Genomic DNA, 16,471 nt, shown 5'->3' on the forward strand with positions numbered 1-16,471 from the left:
GGTTTTGATAAAAGCGGGCAGCGTATTCAAGGTTAATTTTGAATACACTGCCGTACTTTATGTTTACTTAATTTTTTGAAGATTATGCCTGCTCTAAAACCGGCGTTTGTTCGACTGGCTGCTCAACAGCATTTTCGACTGGTTTGGCTTTTAACGGAAATGACAATACACCTTCGGCAAGAGAACTTCCTTCTTTTTTAGATTTGAATATCGGCCATAAAAATTGTGCGTACCATTCTTCTTGTTTGTATGATTTTGTTCCGTAAGATTCCGGGAATTTACGAGTGATTAATCCGGTTCCGAAAATCATGTCCCAAATGAAAAACATGTTTCCGAAGTTTCCTTTAAAATGACCAACACCGTCTCCGCTTGTATCGGCGTGATGTGCGTGGTGTGTTGCCGGAGTAGAAATCAATCTTTCTAAAACCCATGCAATTGGATGTAAAACTTTGTATTTATAAAATGGTTTGTCCCAGGCAATACTTGAATGCGCACCTAATGTGATAAAACTTTTAATTACCAAAACAAATAAAGCCGGTAATCCTAAACCTAAATAGGTTAATGTTGCAGTTAAATAAATCTGCGAAAAGAAAATTGTATAAATAAAGTTTTGTCTGGATGCCATTGCCATTCCCATGTACGGAGCAGAATGGTGCGTTCTGTGAAAACGCCATAAAAACGGAACCTGATGGTGTAATCTGTGGTACCAGTACTGCGTTAAATCATCGGCAATTGCGATTAAGAAGAAGCCTCCCCAAAACGGAACCCATGATAATGCATTTGCTGCATCTGGCAATAAATAAGGTAAGGCTGTTAAGCTGAAAAAAGCAATTACTGGCGGTAAAAGCAATTTTGGGGCTAAGAAACAAACAATGTCTATTTTGCGTTCTTCGCCAGTCCACTCATCATCATATAAACCTGCTGCAAATTCTATAATTCCCAAAACTATCATGAAAACGGTTAATCCCCAGGTGCGGATATTTTCGAATGCAGGTTTTGCAAATTCTAAAAACGAAGGCAGTGTAATATGCGATTCGCTTACCGCTCCGCCCGTTAACTTAAAATAAAGGTAAATTGCCGCTACCGGCAGTGTATAAATAAAAAAACTGATCGTTAAATCTCTTGTTAATTTTTCTTTTTGAACTATTGCCATGATTTCTTATTTTAAAAATTGATTAATTAATACTAAACCCCCGGCTAAAATTACCAGTGGAACCAGAAATAAAATTGCTCCTACTACAATCTTCTTTCCTATAATTTCGTAGTCTACTCGTTTCATGATTTTGTAAATTTTATTTTGTTTTTATTGAAAATCAGTTGCTTGTAATTATAAATGTAAATAAAATATTCTATTTCTATAGAATTAGTAGTGTTTATAATGTGTCTTTTACCAATTTTGCAATTTATTTTATAATTCTGTTTAAAGTCAGAAATTTTTAACCCGCAGAACTTTTAATTCTGCAGGTTAAGAATATATTAATTACTGCTTCCTGAATCAGCTGGTTTGGTTACTTGTTTTACCAAATCCTGTAATGTTTTACCTTTGTCTGCCGCAGTATTGTGAATTCTTCTGTTATAGACATCCTGCCAGTCAATTAACGGATATACATTGTTTTCTTTTGCCTGTTCGTCAAATAATTTTTGAAGTTCAGCCAGTTTTTCCGGATACTTTTTAGCCAGATTGTTGCGTTCGTTAAAATCTTCGTTCAGGTTGTATAATTCCCAAACATCAGTATCAAAATTACTTGCAGCAGGTTTTTCATTTTTCCCTAATGATTGTTTTACGGCAAATGAATCTGGTAAATGTGCAGCTGCCGCTTTCCATCCGTCTTTATAAATAGCTCTGTTGCCAAAGATATAGTAGTACTGAACTTTGTGTAAAGATTCTGCTTTTGGATTATCCAATGAAGCTTTGAATGTAGATCCCTGAATAATATCTTGTTTAATATTTCGGATATATTCCGGAGCAGTAATTCCTGCAATATCTAAAGTTGTCGGCAGTAAATCGGTTACGTGGCTGTATTGATTTCTGATACCGCCTTTGTCTTTAATTCCGTTTGGATAAAATACAATCAGCGGATTGCGTGTTCCTCCTTCAGAATGTGCATCTTGTTTCCAGTTTTTGAAAGGAACGTTGGTTGCCTGCGCCCATCCCAAAGGATAGTTGGTATTAAGACCTTTTGCAGTTCCAATTTCGCCAATGTTGTTTAAGTTGCTTTGAAGGTTTTCTTCATCTGATTTTCCTTGTGAAAATAAACTCTGGTTGATTGTTCCCTGCAAAGTTCCTTCTTTACTGGCTCCATTATCTCCAATTGCCACAAAAATCAGAGTATTATCAAGCTGATTGGTTTCTTTTAAATAATTAACCACTCTTCCAATTTCATAATCAGTATAAGTCAGGAATCCGGCGTAAACTTCCATGAATCTTGCATATACTTTCTTTTGGTCAGGTGTTAGTTTTTTCCATTCTGTAATAAGCGGATTGCGTTCCGGCAATACAGCATTAGCCGGAACAGTTCCTAATTTCTTTTGATTCGCTAAAACTTTTTCGCGGTACACATCATAACCTTCGTCAAATTTACCTTTGTATGCGTCGCTCCATTTTTCAGCTACCTGATGAGGTGCGTGAACAGCTCCCGGTGCATAGTATAAAAAGAAAGGTTTTCCCGGCGCCGCTTTCTGCTGTGTTTTAATATAGCTGATGGCTTTGTCTGTAATCAATTCATTTAAATGACGTCCGTCAGGTTTAATATGAGTCTGATCTTCCACTAAATCAGGATTGTATTGGTCTGTCTGCGAACCCAGAAATCCGTAAAAATGATCGAAACCTTTCCCAGTCGGCCATCTGTCAAACGGTCCTGCGTCTGTAGCTTCTTCATCAGGAGTTACACCATATTTACCAACGGCAAAAGTGTTGTAACCGTTGTCGCGTAAGATTTCGGCAATTGTTCCTTTATCTGAAGGAATTCTTCCGTCCCAGCCAGGAAAACCTGCTGATAAAACAGTGTGAGAAAAACCGCTTACGTGAACTCTTCCAGAATTTCTTCCGGTTAACAAAGCTGCACGTGTTGGCGCGCAAATAGCTGTAGTGTGAAAGTTTGTATAACGTAAACCGTTATTCGCCAGATTATCAAAAGTAGGCGTACTGATTAAACCTCCAAAAGCGCTTGAAGCTCCAAATCCAACATCATCCAATAATATCCAGACAATGTTTGGAGCACCTTTTGGCGCTTTTACCGGATCTGGCCAGTATTCTTTAGAATCAGCCAGTGTTTTGCCAATTGTACCTTTAAATTCTTCTTTTTCTTGTGCAATTCCTAGTTGTGCAACCAGAATTGCAGTAATCAAAAGCCCTTTTTTAGAGCTTTTAATTACAGCGTTATTCATAATTTTTTTCATCTTTAATAGTTTTTTGGTTTATGGTTCAAGTTTAATATCCAGGGTTTTGCGGCAAACCTGCCGGATCAATATTTCTTTCACTTTGTGGAATAGGGTAAAGGTTGTTTCTTTCTGAAACCGAATTTTTAGCTGTTACTTTTTTCACCTCGGTAACCAGAGTTCCCCAGCGGACTAAGTCAAACCAGCGCTGTCCTTCCTGAACGAATTCTTTTTTGCGTTCTTCCTGAATGGCAGCTCTAAAACCTGCCTGATCTAATCCAGCTAAATCTACTGTTGGGTCTGGTGTTGTAATGGCTTTTCCGTAAGCTCTTCTTCGCACCTGATTCAGCAGTTCAAAAGCTTCAGGAGTTGGTGTGCCTTGTTCGTTTATGGCTTCTGCCAAAGACAATAAAATGTCGGCATAACGAATGATAGGGAAATTGATTGCTACGTTTCCAGGTGTTGCCAAATTGGTTAAATCCAGATATTTTTTAAAAATTGGTTTAGGAAAAGTATACAATGTTCCGGTTGTTGGGTTCAACAGCTGTTTCGCATAACTTACATCTCTGCGGGTATCTCCGGGAGCATAAATATCATAAAACAAAGCTACATCCGAAATAATATCTGCCGGTTCTGTTGCTGTAAACCCGGTAAAAGAAGTAGACTGAAACGTACTGCCGCTTGATCCGTTTCCGGCCTGATTCGGCTCAAACTGAACAGAGAAAATATGCTCTTTTCCGTTCTTTTTTGTTTTAGTAAAAATGTCCTGAAAGTTTTCGAATAATGCATATCCGTAACCTCCGTTAATTACTTCTCTCGATTTTAAAATTGCATTAGGCCAGTCTTTTCTTGTCAGATAAACTTTTGCTAAAATTGCTTTTGCCGCACCAGATGTTGCGCGTCCTGCATCTGCAGCAGTATATGTAGCAGGCAGTGCTTCTGCAGCTGTTAAGTCAGAAATAATCTGAGCATACACTTCGTCTACAGTTCTTCTTTTTGTTTTTAAACTTTCAAGTTCGATTGTAGTAGGCTCATGCAGAACAATCGGTACGCCTCCCCAAATACGAACAGCCTGAAAATAAAGAAGACCTCTAATAAATTTGGCTTCGTTGATTAATCTTGTTTTAACGACTTCAGATCCTGATACTTTTGGGATATTATCAATAGAAACATTGGCTCTGTTGATTCCTGCATAAATTTGTCTCCACGCTACCTGAACACGGTCGTTAGTGGCGTCATGAGTTAAACTGCTCATCGCTCTAACCTGCGGGTTTGTTGCCGAAACTCCGGCAGCAGCATAATCAGAACCCATATCAGTTAAAAAATATAGGTTTCTTCCAAATAAACTCTGCTCACCCGGATCAAGGCTTAATGAAGCATATACGGCAGTTACACTTGCAACGGCATCGTCTTGGGTTACGAAGTATTGATCTTCGGTAACAAATGAGGTTGGTGTTACCTCAAGGTCCGTGCACGATACTAATAAACCGGCACTAAAAAGGAATGTTATAATACTCTTTTTCATTTTATATTTTTTTTACTTAGAAAGTTACGTTCAGGCCCGAGATGAATGTTTTTGCGTTTGGATAAGAACCAAAATCAATTCCCGGATATAAGTTGTTTTGTTCGTATGAACTTACCTCAGGATCATAGCCTGTATATTTTGTCCAGGTCACTAAATTTTCTGCCGATACATAGAATTTAACACTTTTCGCTCCCAGTTTTTTAGAAGCGCTTTTTGGTAAAGTATACCCTAGTGTAATTAACTTTAAGCGTAAGAAAGAAGCATCTTCTACATAACGCTCAGAAACAATTCCAAGCGGTGAACTTGTCGCTCTCGGAATTTCGTTGCTTGGGTTTGTCGGTGTCCAGCGGTCTTCAAGAGTCACATTAGCATTAGTTCCAAGAGTTGAAATTTCTAACTGCTGATTTAAAGCGTTGAAGATTTTGCCGCCGTAAGATCCCTGAAAAGAGAAATTCAAATCAAAATCGTTATACGAAATCGTGTTGCTGAAACTGCCCACAAATTTTGGCTGAGACGAACCTAAATCTCCTTTATCAAGAGCCGTAATTACGCCGTCTCCATTTGTATCAACATATTTTCTGTCTCCAACTTTAGTATTAGCCAAACTGTTGATTTTTGGCTGCGTATTTACTTCTTCCTGCGTCTGGAAAATTCCGTTTGTTTTGTATCCCCAGAAAGTTCCCAACGGCAGACCTACTTTTACCGTTACAGGCTGCTGCTGTAATAATGAACCATTTGGTACAACAGGAAAGAACTGATCTACACCGTTACCAATAGAAGTAACTTTGTTTCTATTTGCAGAAAAAACAATGTTAGAATTCCATGAGAATTTTTCTGTTTTTAGGTTTTCTGTATTTAAACCAATCTCGATACCTTTATTTTCTACACCGCCAATATTTTGAAGTACAGTTGCATATCCAGAAGTTAAAGGCACTGGAACACTGATTAATAAATCATTTGTTTTTTTGTAATACACATCAAAAACAAAATTGATTTTTCGGTCTAATAATGATAAATCTAAACCAACATTATACTGATCTGTTTTTTCCCATTTTAAATCCGGATTAGCCAGTCGGGTAGGAGCAAGTCCTGTGTGTAAAGTGCCTCCAAAAGAATAATTTACAGATCCCATTTGAGCCAGTGCAAGGTAATTTCCAATTTCCTGGTTTCCTGTTGTTCCGGCTGTAATTCTAAGTTTAGCTTCGGTTACGCCTTTTATGTTATTAGCAAATTCTTCATCAGTAATATTCCAGGAGAAACCTGCAGATGGGAAATAACCCCAGCGGGATTCTGAACCAAATCTTGAAGAACCATCGGCACGTGCAGAAAGCGTAAAATTATATTTTCCTCTATATGAATAATTGACTCTTGCCAGCCATGATTTCAATACACTTTCAAAAGCATCGCTGTATGGTTTTACAGCCACACCATCCTGCAGAGCATTATAAGTATTGGCATCGTTTACAAACGTATTGGCTCCTGCTGTTACGACTTCACCTTTAGTATATTGTAATGTATAACCTCCTAAAGCAGAAAATTTATGATTTTCGCCAAAGTTGGTGTTGTAATTCAATGTGTTTTCATTTAATACAGAACTCACTAATCGGTCACCAATAGAAGCCAGACCTTTTGTTCCGGCACCATTTGAAGTATTTGACGGAGCATAATAATTTTGTTTTGTACTAATAACATCACCGCTTACCGCAACTTTTGCCGTCAGCTTTTTAGTGATTTTGTATTCGCCAAATAAGCTCGTTAAAATTCTGTTGATTTTGGTTTCATTTATTGTGTTTTCTAAATCATTAATCGGATTTGGAACAAAACCATTTACAGATGTCGCATACGGATTGTTGGTTACGTTGTAACTTCCGTCAGGGTTTCTGATAGGAACAACCGGAGCAGTTAGTAAAACACTTACTAACGGGTTTGGATTTCTTCCGCCGCTGCTGTTTGTTCCCACGCCATTTGATACAGAATTGCTGTAGTTAGCATTTACGCCAAATTTGAAATTCTGAGAATAATTTTTTTCATAATTGGCTCTAAGTGAAATTCTTTTAAAATCTGATGCTAAAACAATTCCTTCCTGATCAAAATATCCCGCAGAAATGGAGTATCTGGATCTTTCGTCGCCGCCAGAAAATGACAATTGATGGTTTTGTACCGGAGTTGCTTTTCTAAACGCCGCCGACTGCCAGTCGTAGCTTCCTGAATTTTTAAAAGCTTCGATCTGAGCATCAGTAAATGAAGGTGCCTGACCAATGCTTGCCTGAACATCGTTTCTTAAACTTGCCCATTGACTGGCATTCATTATATGAAGTTTTTTAGAAATATTCTGCACTCCAAAATATCCCTGATACGAAATATTGTCCTGACCTTTTGTTCCTTTTTTGGTAGTAATAATTACCACACCATTTGCACCGCGGGAACCGTAAATTGCCGTTGCCGAAGCATCTTTTAAAACTTCAATAGATTCAATGTCACCGGGATTTATTGTCGACATAACATTTAAACTCGCTCCTGCATTAGAAACTCCGGCAGAACTATTGTTGTTATCATTGTAAATTAAAATTCCGTCTACTACATATAAGGGTTCATTACCTGCTGTAATAGAGTTTCCGCCGCGAATACGCACGCTCGAAGATGCACCCGGACGACCAGAACTTTGTGTAACTACCACACCAGATACTGCACCGCGAAGTAAATTATCTGCAGATGAGGTTACTTGAGATAAGTTGGCTTTTGGCACCGAAGCTACAGAACCTGTAATATCTTTTCTTTTTTGAGTTCCGTAACCTACAACTACTAATTCATCTAACTCTTGTCTTTCTTCTTTTAGATGAATAATAACCGGATTTTTTTCAACTACAATTTCGAGTTTTTTATATCCAATATAACTAATGATTAAGGTGTAAGGAAATTTCTGACCCGTCTGAAAATAAAATTTTCCTTCAGTATCTGTCTGTACGCCGTGTGTTGTACCTTTAATATTTACTGATGCGCCTATAATAGGCTGATTTGTAATGTCATCGACTACAGTTCCGTCGAGTTTAGACTGAATAAGCGGTGTTGTATTTTGTGCCTGAAATTGCAGGGATGTTAACAAAATTGTAACCCATAAAATGAGGTTTATATTTTTTTTCATTTCTTTGTAATGGTTTAAATAATTAACAAGGCGCCCTGAGCGTTGAATTTTCAACCCTCTAACTGTTTCCTTGATTTAGTGATAAATGTTCTTTAAGCCCCGCCATTTCTGTTGCCGCAGAAATGGCTTTTCTTTTTATTTACAGCAGCAGCTTTGCATTGTTTTCATTTTAGTTTTTTTAGTTGGTTAATTTTTTTCTTTTTAAAACACAGATATATTCAAAATCTTTTGCTGCAGTTTAGGCATCAATTAGATATTTGTAATTCAGTAAAAAATAATCAGGTGGTGAAATTGAGATTTCGTTTTTTAGATTTTGTATCAATCTTTATAAAACGAATGGATAGTGTTGGTAATTAACAACAGAAGCACATATAACAAAAAGTGTTATAAGTATATTTTTTAGGAAGAATATAATACGATATGCTTTCGGTTGTTTTCACAATATAGTTTTTTTGGTTTCAAATATTTATTTACAAACTCTACTAATCCTATAGACAAAGTTAATTTTAATATAATAAAAACCAAAAAAATGTTTGCTTTTTTTTGAAAAGGGGAGTGTTTTAAAAGAAAAATTTAAAAGTATTTTTTGCTTTAGGCTTTTATTTATAAGGGTTTGTAAGCTGTTTTACAGTTTTTTAAAATGTTAAAAAAAATTACAACCCGCTCCTTAAATTGTAGTATTTTTTACTTGTTTTTACTTGTTTAATACCGTTTTAAATATCCAGAATGAAGCTCAAAAGAGAAATAAAAAGGTATTTTTAGACTTGAAATGTAATTTATGATAAAAACAAGATTCATTTTGAAAGTTGATTTTGAATAAATTAGAGTAATTTTATACAGCATAAAATAAAATTTAATTTTTTTAACCAACCTACGAATAAATACTTATATTTGTAATAAGTATTTATACTTAGTTTTTTCACTCGAATAAAATGATAGAAGTTAGTAAAGCCATAGAATTAGTTGAAGCGAATAGCACTAAAATGTCCACAAAGCAGATTTCAATACATAAAGCTTTAGGATATGTTCTGGCAGAGAAAGTAATTTCGCCAATTAATATGCCTCCATTTCGCCAGTCAGCTATGGATGGATACGCTTTTACACATAGTATTCGACACCAATACGATATAATTGGAACATCTCAGGCAGGAGATCACAATAATATAAAAATAAAAAATAACGAAGCAATCCGAATTTTTACCGGTGCTTTTGTTCCGGATGATGCAGATACAGTTGTAATGCAGGAAAACGTAATGGCAAACAAAAATTCAATTTTGATTGCTGCAATGCCGGAAAAATTTTCAAACATTCGCCCAAAAGGAGAACAAATTGCAAAAAATGATGTTGTTTTTGAAGCAGGAATACTGCTAACTCCCGCCGCAATAGGATTTTTGGCTGGATTAGGAATTACAGAAGTTGAGGTTTATAAAAAACCTAAAGTCACCATTTTGGTAACAGGAAACGAATTAGTACAACCGGGAAAAAAACTAAAAAAAGGAAAGATTTTCGAAAGTAATTCAATTATGCTCGAAGCAGCGCTTCAGACTATTGGAATTCAAAAAACGAAAGTTTATCACGTAAAGGATAATCTAAAAGCGACAAAAAAAGCTTTAAAAAGCATTTTAAAAAAATACGATATTGTTCTTATTTCCGGCGGTATTTCTGTTGGAGATTATGATTTTGTAAAAGAAGCTTTATTACAAAACGAAGTAAAAGAACTTTTTTATAAAATCAATCAAAAACCGGGAAAACCAATGTTCTTTGGTGCAAAAGATGAAACTTTGGTTTTTGCCCTTCCGGGAAATCCGGCTTCATCGCTGACTAATTTTTACATTTATGTACTGCCGGCTATAAAAAACAGAATAGGATTTTCTGAAATTCATAAAACAAAATTAGTTCGAAAGTTAAATTCAGATATTAAAAATGATACTGGTAAAACATTATTTCTAAAAGCAAAATACGACGAAACTAATGTAATTGTCTTAGGCAGTCAAAGCTCAGCTATGCTGAATACATTTGCAGCAGCCAATAGTTTATTAATAGTTCCTCAAAATATAGAAGAATACAAAAAAGGACAATTAGTGACTTTACTGCCAATTGATTAGATTTTAAGAAAATAGAGTCAGGAATAAAGAGAATAGATTTTTGAGAAAGATGATGAAAAACGGTATATAAATAAAAACATATAGCAAGAAAACGATTAAACAGTTAACCAAATAAACGATTAAACAAAAAAATGAGTCTCCTAAGTTCCGAAAATATATTTTTATTCAGTTTTGCCTTAATCATAATTGCATTTTTATATTCAAGTGTTGGGCACGGCGGAGCTTCGGGATATTTGGCTTTGATGAGCATATTTGCATTTCCGGTTTCGATCATGAAACCATCGGCTTTATTATTGAATTTGTTCGTTTCGAGTATTTCGTTCTTATTTTATTATCGTAAAAATTATTTTAAGCCCAAGCTCTTTTATCCGTTTGCGATAGCGTCAATTCCGGCGGCATTTATAGGAGGTTTTATAACACTGGATAATGCAATTTATAAAATCGTATTAGGAATTGTATTAGTCTTTGCAGCACTAAGATTATTTGGCGTATTTAATTTTAAAGAAAAAGAAGAAGTAAAAATAAACCTGCCGTTTGCTTTAGCCATAGGTTTTGCAATTGGATTATTATCAGGAATGCTGGGAATTGGCGGCGGTATTATTCTAAGTCCAATTTTATTATTTCTGGGATGGGCATCTGTCAAAGAATCGGCGGCGATTTCAAGTCTGTTCATTTTTGTGAATTCGACAGCAGGAATGCTGGGTTTCTTTTTGGGAGGAAAAACAATCCCAATAGAAAGTTTTTATCTTGTTCCAATTGCTGTTATAGGAGGAATGCTTGGCGGATTTTACGGAAGCGGCTCTTTCTCAAACAGAACATTAAAAATGGTTTTAGGAACTGTGATTTTGATGGCAAGCATCAAATTGATTTTTCCTTGAAATTAAAAAGAATTTAAACACATAGAAACATAGATTTTATATTAAAAAAAGATTGAAAAAGATAACTCGTTATCACACATAGTCTATGTTTGTTTATACAAGTGAAACGCCTTTAAACACAAAGAAAAACTATGTTTCTATGTGTTTAAAACAAAACCTGAATGATATGGAAACACTAACAACATTTATTCTTTGCGGAGGAAAAAGCTCCAGAATGCAGTCAGAAAAAGGATTGGTTTTGTTTCAGCAAAAACCATTTATTGAACATATAATTCAGGCAATTCTGCCTATTACAAAGCAGATAAAATTAATTACAGCATCAAAAGAATACGATTATCTGCCGTATGAAAAAATACCGGATCTGGTTTTAGATAAAGGACCATTAGGCGGCATTTATACCGCATTATCCCATTCTGAAACCGAATTCAATCTGATTTTAAGCTGCGATATTCCGTTAATTTCAACCGAATTATTACAGGAATTAATATCAAAACATACCGAAGAAGCCGGTATTACTGTTTTTGCTTCAGAAAGTAAAACACATCCATTAATTGGAATTTATTCAAAAAAAATTCTTCCGATTATCAAAAGTGCAATTGAAGCTGATGAATTGAAAATGATGGATTTGTTGGCAAAAGTACCGCATCAGATTTTAAATATAGAAGAAAGCGAAAATTTTCATTTGACCAATATTAATTCAGCCGACGAATTAAATGATCTGAATATCAATTTAAGTTAAAGATTATGCAAAACTTAAAAACACCAAAATTGACAATTGTAGGTGCAGGTCCGGGCGACGTTGAGCTGATTACGATGAAAGCGATAAAAGCTTTAAAAAGTGCCGATGTAGTTTTGTATGACGCTTTAGTCAACGAAGAATTATTAGAATATGCATCAAATGCAGAAATTGTTTTTGTTGGAAAACGATTAGGATGCCATGCATACACACAAGATCAAATTAACGATTTGATTGTTTCGATGGCAAAAACTCACGGACATGTTGTGCGCTTAAAAGGAGGAGATCCGTTTGTTTTTGGAAGAGGAAGCGAAGAAATCGAGTTTGCAGAAGATTTCGGAATTGAAACCGCTATTGTTCCCGGAATTTCATCGGCTTTGGGAGTTCCTGCTTCAGTTGGAATTAGTTTAACACAGCGCAAAGTAGCCGAAAGTTTCTGGGTAATTACAGGAACAACATCCGATCATAAATTATCAAAAGATGTTCATTTGGCTTCAAAATCGGCTGCTACAGTGGTTATTTTGATGGGAATGCACAAGTTGAACGAAATCATTTCGATTTATCAGGAAAACAGAAATGACGATTTACCAATCGCCATCATTCAAAACGGAACAAAAAATTCAGAACAAAAAGTGATTGGAACTATCAATACAATCACTAAATTGGTTGCTGAAAAAAGTATATCATCGCCAGCTATTATTGTGATTGGCGAAGTAGTGAGAAATACTTCGAGCTGGATTTCCTATTTTCAGGAACATTTTGAAGACGAATTCATTTTTCAGAATTTAAATTTATAAAAATGATCGAGATTAAATATTTTGGAGCTGTTGCCGAAAAAACAAAATGCGAATTCGAAAAATTATCTTTTTCCGAAGAGTTGTCTCTGCAAAAACTATTGCAGGATTTAAACGAAAAATATGAGTTTGATTCACTTACTTTCAGCGTGGCAGTCAATCAAAAAATAATTTCAAAAAAAGCAGATTACACTTTGCAGACAAGTGATATTGTTGCTTTATTACCGCCGTTTGCAGGAGGATAAAGAGTATGGAAACATCAAATCGATATAACCGACAAATGATTCTTCCTGAAATTGGAGAAGAGGGGCAGCACAAATTAGCAAAAGCTAAAGTTTTGGTTATTGGCGCCGGAGGTTTGGGCGCAGCAATTCTGCCGTATTTAGCTGCAGCCGGAGTAGGAGAAATTGGAATTGTTGATGATGACGTTATCGAAGTTTCTAATTTACACCGTCAGGTAATTTACAAAATTTTGGCAGTTGGAAAATCTAAAGCGAAAGAAGCCAAAAAAATGATTTCTGAATTGAATCCGCTGGTAAAAGTAAAAGCCATTTCGGAGAAATTATCAGGAAAAAATGTTCTTAGTTTATTCGAAAAATATGATATAGTTGTTGATGCAACAGATACTATTTCGATAAAATATCTCATAAACGATGCTTGTTTGGTAAGGAATAAACCAATGGTTTACGGATCGATTTTTAGATTTCAGGGACAGGTTTCGGTTTTTAATTATCAAAACGGACCAACGTACAGATGTTTGTATCCAGATGAAAACTCGAATGCTTTAAATTGTGAAGATGCAGGCGTAATTGGAGTTTCAGTTGGAATTATTGGAATGTTTCAGGCCAATGAAGTTTTGAAAATGATTCTTGGAATTGGAGAAGTTTTAAGCGGTAAAGTATTAGTCTATAATATTTTGAATAACGAACAGCAAAAATATGATTTTGATAAAAGTGATTTTCAATCGATAAGCAGAGAAACATTCGAAGAAAAATACAATAAATGGGAAGTTGAAGAAGTAAGCTTTGAATCTGTTTTAGATGAAATAAACCAAGATGAGCTTCTTTTTATTGATGTTAGAAATATTGATGAATCGCCAAAAATTACTTTGAAAAATCAATTTCAGATTCCGTTAATGCATTTAGAAAAAGAAATCGAAAAACTGAATAAAAGCCAAATGATTTATATTTTCTGCCAGTCCGGAATTAGAAGTAAAATCGCAGTAGAATTGCTTCAAAAACATCAATTTAAAAATGTAAAAAGTATTGCTGGAGGTGCTTTGGCAATGAAACAATTATTACAGGAAATAAAAATATAGTTACAGATTATTATTGAGTTTGTCACCCTGAGCGGAGTCGAAGGGAGTACCAATTGGACGTGGGCTTCGACTCCGCTCAGCCTGACAAAAGAAAAAAATCCTTTTAATCTGTGGCAAAAAAAAACATAAAAAATGAGTAAAAATGTATTTGTTGAAGGGCCTATTTCTCCTGAGTTTATAGCCGAGTCGATTGCAAAGCACCAATCCAAACACACGATTGGAGCCCACAATATTTTTTTAGGACAAGTTCGTGCCGATGTAATTCATGACAATACCGTCGTGGCGATTGATTATTCAGCTTATACCGATATGGCGAACGAAGCATTACATACCATTCGTGAAAAAGCTTTTGCCAAATTCGATTTAACCTGTATGCACATTTACCACAGTCTGGGCATTGTAAAAGCAGGCGAAATCTGCTTGTTTGTTTTTGTTTCGGCTACACGCCGCAAACAAGTTTATGAAGCGACAGAAGCCATTGTAAACTGGATTAAAACCGATGTTCCTATTTTTGGGAAAGAAATGTTTGAAAACGATACATTCACTTGGAAACAAAATAGTTAATGGTAGATATTACGCATAAAATAAGCACATTAAGAAAAGCAACCGCAACGGCAATTGTAAAAGTCAGCAAACAGGAAACAATTGATGCAGTTGTAAATAATTTAGTGCCCAAAGGCAATGTACTAGAAATGGCAAAAACAGCAGGATTGTTTGCGGTAAAAAATACACATTTGTCTATTCCAGACTGCCATCCAATTCCAATAGAATTTACATCGGTTGAATATAAAATTGAAGGTTTAGAAATTCATATTATTTTTAATGTAAAAACGGTTTATAAAACCGGAGTTGAGGTTGAAGCGATGCACGGCGCATCAATCGTAGCGTTGACCATGTACGATATGTTAAAACCTATTGACAAAGAAATCGAAATTTCGACCATTAAATTGATTAATAAAGAAGGCGGAAAATCGTCTTTCAAAAATAAATTTCCTAATGTTATAAAAGCTGCAGTTTTCGTTTGTTCTGATTCGATTTTTGCAGGCGATAAAGAAGATCGTTCTGGAAAAACGATTGTAGAAAAACTGGATTCGTACGGAGTTGAAACTTCACATTATGAGATTATTCCAGACGAACTGGAAATCATTCAGGAAAAAACTAAGACTTTCGCCAAAGAACATCAGCTGGTAATTTTTACAGGCGGAACTGGTTTATCACCAAGAGATGTAACGCCCGAAGCTTTATCGCCAATTTTAGAAAGCAGAATTCCGGGAATTGAAGAAGCTATCCGCAGTTACGGACAACAGAGAATGCCGTACGCAATGCTTTCCAGAAGCGTGGCAGGAACGTTGGGTAAAAGTTTAGTTTTGGCTTTGCCAGGCTCAACCAACGGAGTAAGAGAATCGATGGACGCTGTGTTTCCGCATGTAATGCACGTTTTTCATATTTTAAAAGGTAAAAACCATGACAGCCTCTAACACAATTTTGACGGATGGTTTTGGGCGCAGACACAATTATCTGCGCATTTCCCTGCTGGAAAAATGCAATCTGCGTTGTACGTACTGCATGCCGGCTGACGGAATTGCGCTTTCTCCAAAAGCCAGCTTAATGACGGCTGACGAGATTTTTGGTATCGCCCAGACTTTCGCACAAAATGGTGTTGACAAAATACGATTAACAGGCGGAGAACCTTTGCTTAGAAAAGATTTTCCTGAAATTGTTTCTAAATTAGCAGCATTAGATGTTTCTCTTTCCGTAACGACAAACGGAATTTTAATTGACCGCTATATAGACGTTTTAAAGCAGTTTAAAATCAAAAAGATCAATTTGAGTTTAGATACGCTTATTTCGTCAAAATTTCAAGCTGTGACGCTTAGAAACCAGTTTGAGAAAGTTATTGATAATCTGCATCTGCTTTTAAATAATGATTTTCAGGTAAAAGTAAATGTTGTTTTGATAAAAGGTTTTAATGATAATGAAATTGTTGATTTTGTAAAACTGACACAGTTTCTGCCAATTTCGGTTCGTTTCATTGAATTTATGCCGTTTGCAGGAAACGAGTGGGACAGAAGTAAAATGGTTTCTCAGCATGAGATTTTATCTTTGGTTGGAAATGTTTTTCCTGAAAATGAAATTCAAAAATTAGAAGATGAAAAAAACTTCACTTCTAGAAATTATAAAATTAAAGATTTCCAAGGCGATTTCGGAATCATAAGTTCTATCACAAATCCTTTTTGTGACAGTTGCAATAGAATCCGTTTGACAGCTGACGGAAAAATAAAAAACTGCCTTTTCTCCAATTCTGAAACTGATTTGTTAACTCCTTTTAGAAATGGTGAAACCATTACAGGTTTGATTTCGGAATCTATTCAAAATAAAAAGAAAGTTCGCGCCGGAATGTCCGGCATTAATGAAATTAATGATCCTGTGCTTCATTCAGACAATCGAAGCATGATTGCGATTGGAGGATAAAAGTTAATTATGAATTGTTAATTGTTAATTGTGAATTTTCAGGGTGAGCCCTTGGTCGAAATAACAAATTAAACTACGCGGCGACACATAAATAAAAAAAGCTCAACTTTAAGTTGAGCTTTT

At 35.5% G+C, this 16,471-nt stretch carries 13 protein-coding genes; 9 read left to right on the plus strand and 4 right to left on the minus strand.

What is annotated here, in order from left to right; all coding sequences use genetic code 11:
- Positions 1 to 82: 82 nt before the first annotated feature.
- The 4 genes from ACTJIW_RS22820 to ACTJIW_RS22835 form a co-directional block, all read right to left on the minus strand.
- Positions 83 to 1,153: a sterol desaturase family protein gene (locus ACTJIW_RS22820; protein WP_440715879.1), complete on the minus strand. Its 1,071-nt coding sequence runs from the start codon at positions 1,151 to 1,153 to the stop codon at positions 83 to 85.
- A gap of 323 nt (positions 1,154 to 1,476) precedes the next feature.
- Positions 1,477 to 3,399, minus strand: a complete 1,923-nt coding sequence (locus ACTJIW_RS22825) for an arylsulfatase (RefSeq protein ID WP_440715878.1) — start codon at positions 3,397 to 3,399, stop codon at positions 1,477 to 1,479.
- A 31-nt stretch (positions 3,400 to 3,430) separates the two neighbouring features.
- Positions 3,431 to 4,903: a RagB/SusD family nutrient uptake outer membrane protein gene (locus tag ACTJIW_RS22830; RefSeq protein ID WP_440715877.1), complete on the minus strand. Its 1,473-nt coding sequence runs from the start codon at positions 4,901 to 4,903 to the stop codon at positions 3,431 to 3,433.
- Between the two features lie 16 nt (positions 4,904 to 4,919).
- The gene (locus ACTJIW_RS22835; protein WP_440715876.1) at positions 4,920 to 8,045 is read right to left on the minus strand and encodes a SusC/RagA family TonB-linked outer membrane protein; all 3,126 of its coding nucleotides are present in this window, start codon (positions 8,043 to 8,045) and stop codon (positions 4,920 to 4,922) included.
- A gap of 932 nt (positions 8,046 to 8,977) precedes the next feature.
- Between ACTJIW_RS22835 and ACTJIW_RS22840 the strand changes: the two genes are divergently transcribed.
- From ACTJIW_RS22840 to moaA, 9 genes are all read left to right on the plus strand, one after another.
- A complete protein-coding gene (locus ACTJIW_RS22840; protein ID WP_440715875.1) occupies positions 8,978 to 10,150 on the plus strand; it encodes a molybdopterin molybdotransferase MoeA in 1,173 nt (390 codons plus the stop codon).
- A gap of 131 nt (positions 10,151 to 10,281) precedes the next feature.
- Positions 10,282 to 11,028, plus strand: a complete 747-nt coding sequence (locus tag ACTJIW_RS22845; RefSeq protein WP_440715874.1) for a sulfite exporter TauE/SafE family protein — start codon at positions 10,282 to 10,284, stop codon at positions 11,026 to 11,028.
- A 166-nt stretch (positions 11,029 to 11,194) separates the two neighbouring features.
- The gene (locus ACTJIW_RS22850) at positions 11,195 to 11,767 is read left to right on the plus strand and encodes a molybdenum cofactor guanylyltransferase (RefSeq protein WP_440715873.1); all 573 of its coding nucleotides are present in this window, start codon (positions 11,195 to 11,197) and stop codon (positions 11,765 to 11,767) included.
- A gap of 5 nt (positions 11,768 to 11,772) precedes the next feature.
- Complete coding sequence (gene cobA / locus ACTJIW_RS22855; protein WP_440715872.1) at positions 11,773 to 12,561, plus strand: uroporphyrinogen-III C-methyltransferase; 789 nt, start codon at positions 11,773 to 11,775, stop codon at positions 12,559 to 12,561.
- 2 nt (positions 12,562 to 12,563) lie between these two features.
- Positions 12,564 to 12,803 (plus strand): MoaD/ThiS family protein, encoded by a 240-nt coding sequence (locus tag ACTJIW_RS22860; protein ID WP_073408464.1) that lies wholly within the window; start codon positions 12,564 to 12,566, stop codon positions 12,801 to 12,803.
- Between the two features lie 5 nt (positions 12,804 to 12,808).
- Entirely contained in the window at positions 12,809 to 13,876 is a 1,068-nt protein-coding gene (locus ACTJIW_RS22865) for a ThiF family adenylyltransferase (RefSeq protein WP_440715871.1), read from the plus strand.
- A gap of 132 nt (positions 13,877 to 14,008) precedes the next feature.
- On the plus strand, positions 14,009 to 14,440 hold the full coding sequence (locus tag ACTJIW_RS22870; RefSeq protein ID WP_440715870.1) for a molybdenum cofactor biosynthesis protein MoaE: 432 nt from the start codon (positions 14,009 to 14,011) through the stop codon (positions 14,438 to 14,440).
- Positions 14,440 to 15,354 carry a bifunctional molybdenum cofactor biosynthesis protein MoaC/MoaB gene (gene moaCB, locus ACTJIW_RS22875; RefSeq protein ID WP_440715869.1) on the plus strand — a complete coding sequence of 305 codons (915 nt, stop codon included), beginning with the start codon at positions 14,440 to 14,442 and terminating at the stop codon, positions 15,352 to 15,354. Before ACTJIW_RS22870 ends, moaCB begins: the two co-directional genes overlap by 1 nt.
- Entirely contained in the window at positions 15,341 to 16,348 is a 1,008-nt protein-coding gene (gene moaA, locus ACTJIW_RS22880) for a GTP 3',8-cyclase MoaA (protein WP_440715868.1), read from the plus strand. The genes moaCB and moaA overlap by 14 nt, the downstream gene beginning before the upstream one ends.
- Positions 16,349 to 16,471 lie beyond the last annotated feature (123 nt).

Source organism: Flavobacterium sp. 22659 (assembly GCF_052044235.1).
GTDB classification, from domain to species: domain Bacteria; phylum Bacteroidota; class Bacteroidia; order Flavobacteriales; family Flavobacteriaceae; genus Flavobacterium; species Flavobacterium johnsoniae.

Excerpts from the sequence above, each read along its gene's own strand:
- ACTJIW_RS22820 (WP_440715879.1), bottom strand. The coding sequence starts at position 1,153 with ATGGCAATAGTTCAAAAAGAAAAATTAACAAGAGATTTAACGATCAGT.
- ACTJIW_RS22825 (WP_440715878.1), bottom strand. The coding sequence starts at position 3,399 with ATGAAAAAAATTATGAATAACGCTGTAATTAAAAGCTCTAAAAAAGGG.
- ACTJIW_RS22830 (WP_440715877.1), bottom strand. The coding sequence starts at position 4,903 with ATGAAAAAGAGTATTATAACATTCCTTTTTAGTGCCGGTTTATTAGTA.
- ACTJIW_RS22835 (WP_440715876.1), bottom strand. The coding sequence starts at position 8,045 with ATGAAAAAAAATATAAACCTCATTTTATGGGTTACAATTTTGTTAACA.
- ACTJIW_RS22840 (WP_440715875.1), top strand. The coding sequence starts at position 8,978 with ATGATAGAAGTTAGTAAAGCCATAGAATTAGTTGAAGCGAATAGCACT.
- ACTJIW_RS22845 (WP_440715874.1), top strand. The coding sequence starts at position 10,282 with ATGAGTCTCCTAAGTTCCGAAAATATATTTTTATTCAGTTTTGCCTTA.
- ACTJIW_RS22850 (WP_440715873.1), top strand. The coding sequence starts at position 11,195 with ATGGAAACACTAACAACATTTATTCTTTGCGGAGGAAAAAGCTCCAGA.
- cobA (WP_440715872.1), top strand. The coding sequence starts at position 11,773 with ATGCAAAACTTAAAAACACCAAAATTGACAATTGTAGGTGCAGGTCCG.
- ACTJIW_RS22860 (WP_073408464.1), top strand. The coding sequence starts at position 12,564 with ATGATCGAGATTAAATATTTTGGAGCTGTTGCCGAAAAAACAAAATGC.
- ACTJIW_RS22865 (WP_440715871.1), top strand. The coding sequence starts at position 12,809 with ATGGAAACATCAAATCGATATAACCGACAAATGATTCTTCCTGAAATT.
- ACTJIW_RS22870 (WP_440715870.1), top strand. The coding sequence starts at position 14,009 with ATGAGTAAAAATGTATTTGTTGAAGGGCCTATTTCTCCTGAGTTTATA.
- moaCB (WP_440715869.1), top strand. The coding sequence starts at position 14,440 with ATGGTAGATATTACGCATAAAATAAGCACATTAAGAAAAGCAACCGCA.
- moaA (WP_440715868.1), top strand. The coding sequence starts at position 15,341 with ATGACAGCCTCTAACACAATTTTGACGGATGGTTTTGGGCGCAGACAC.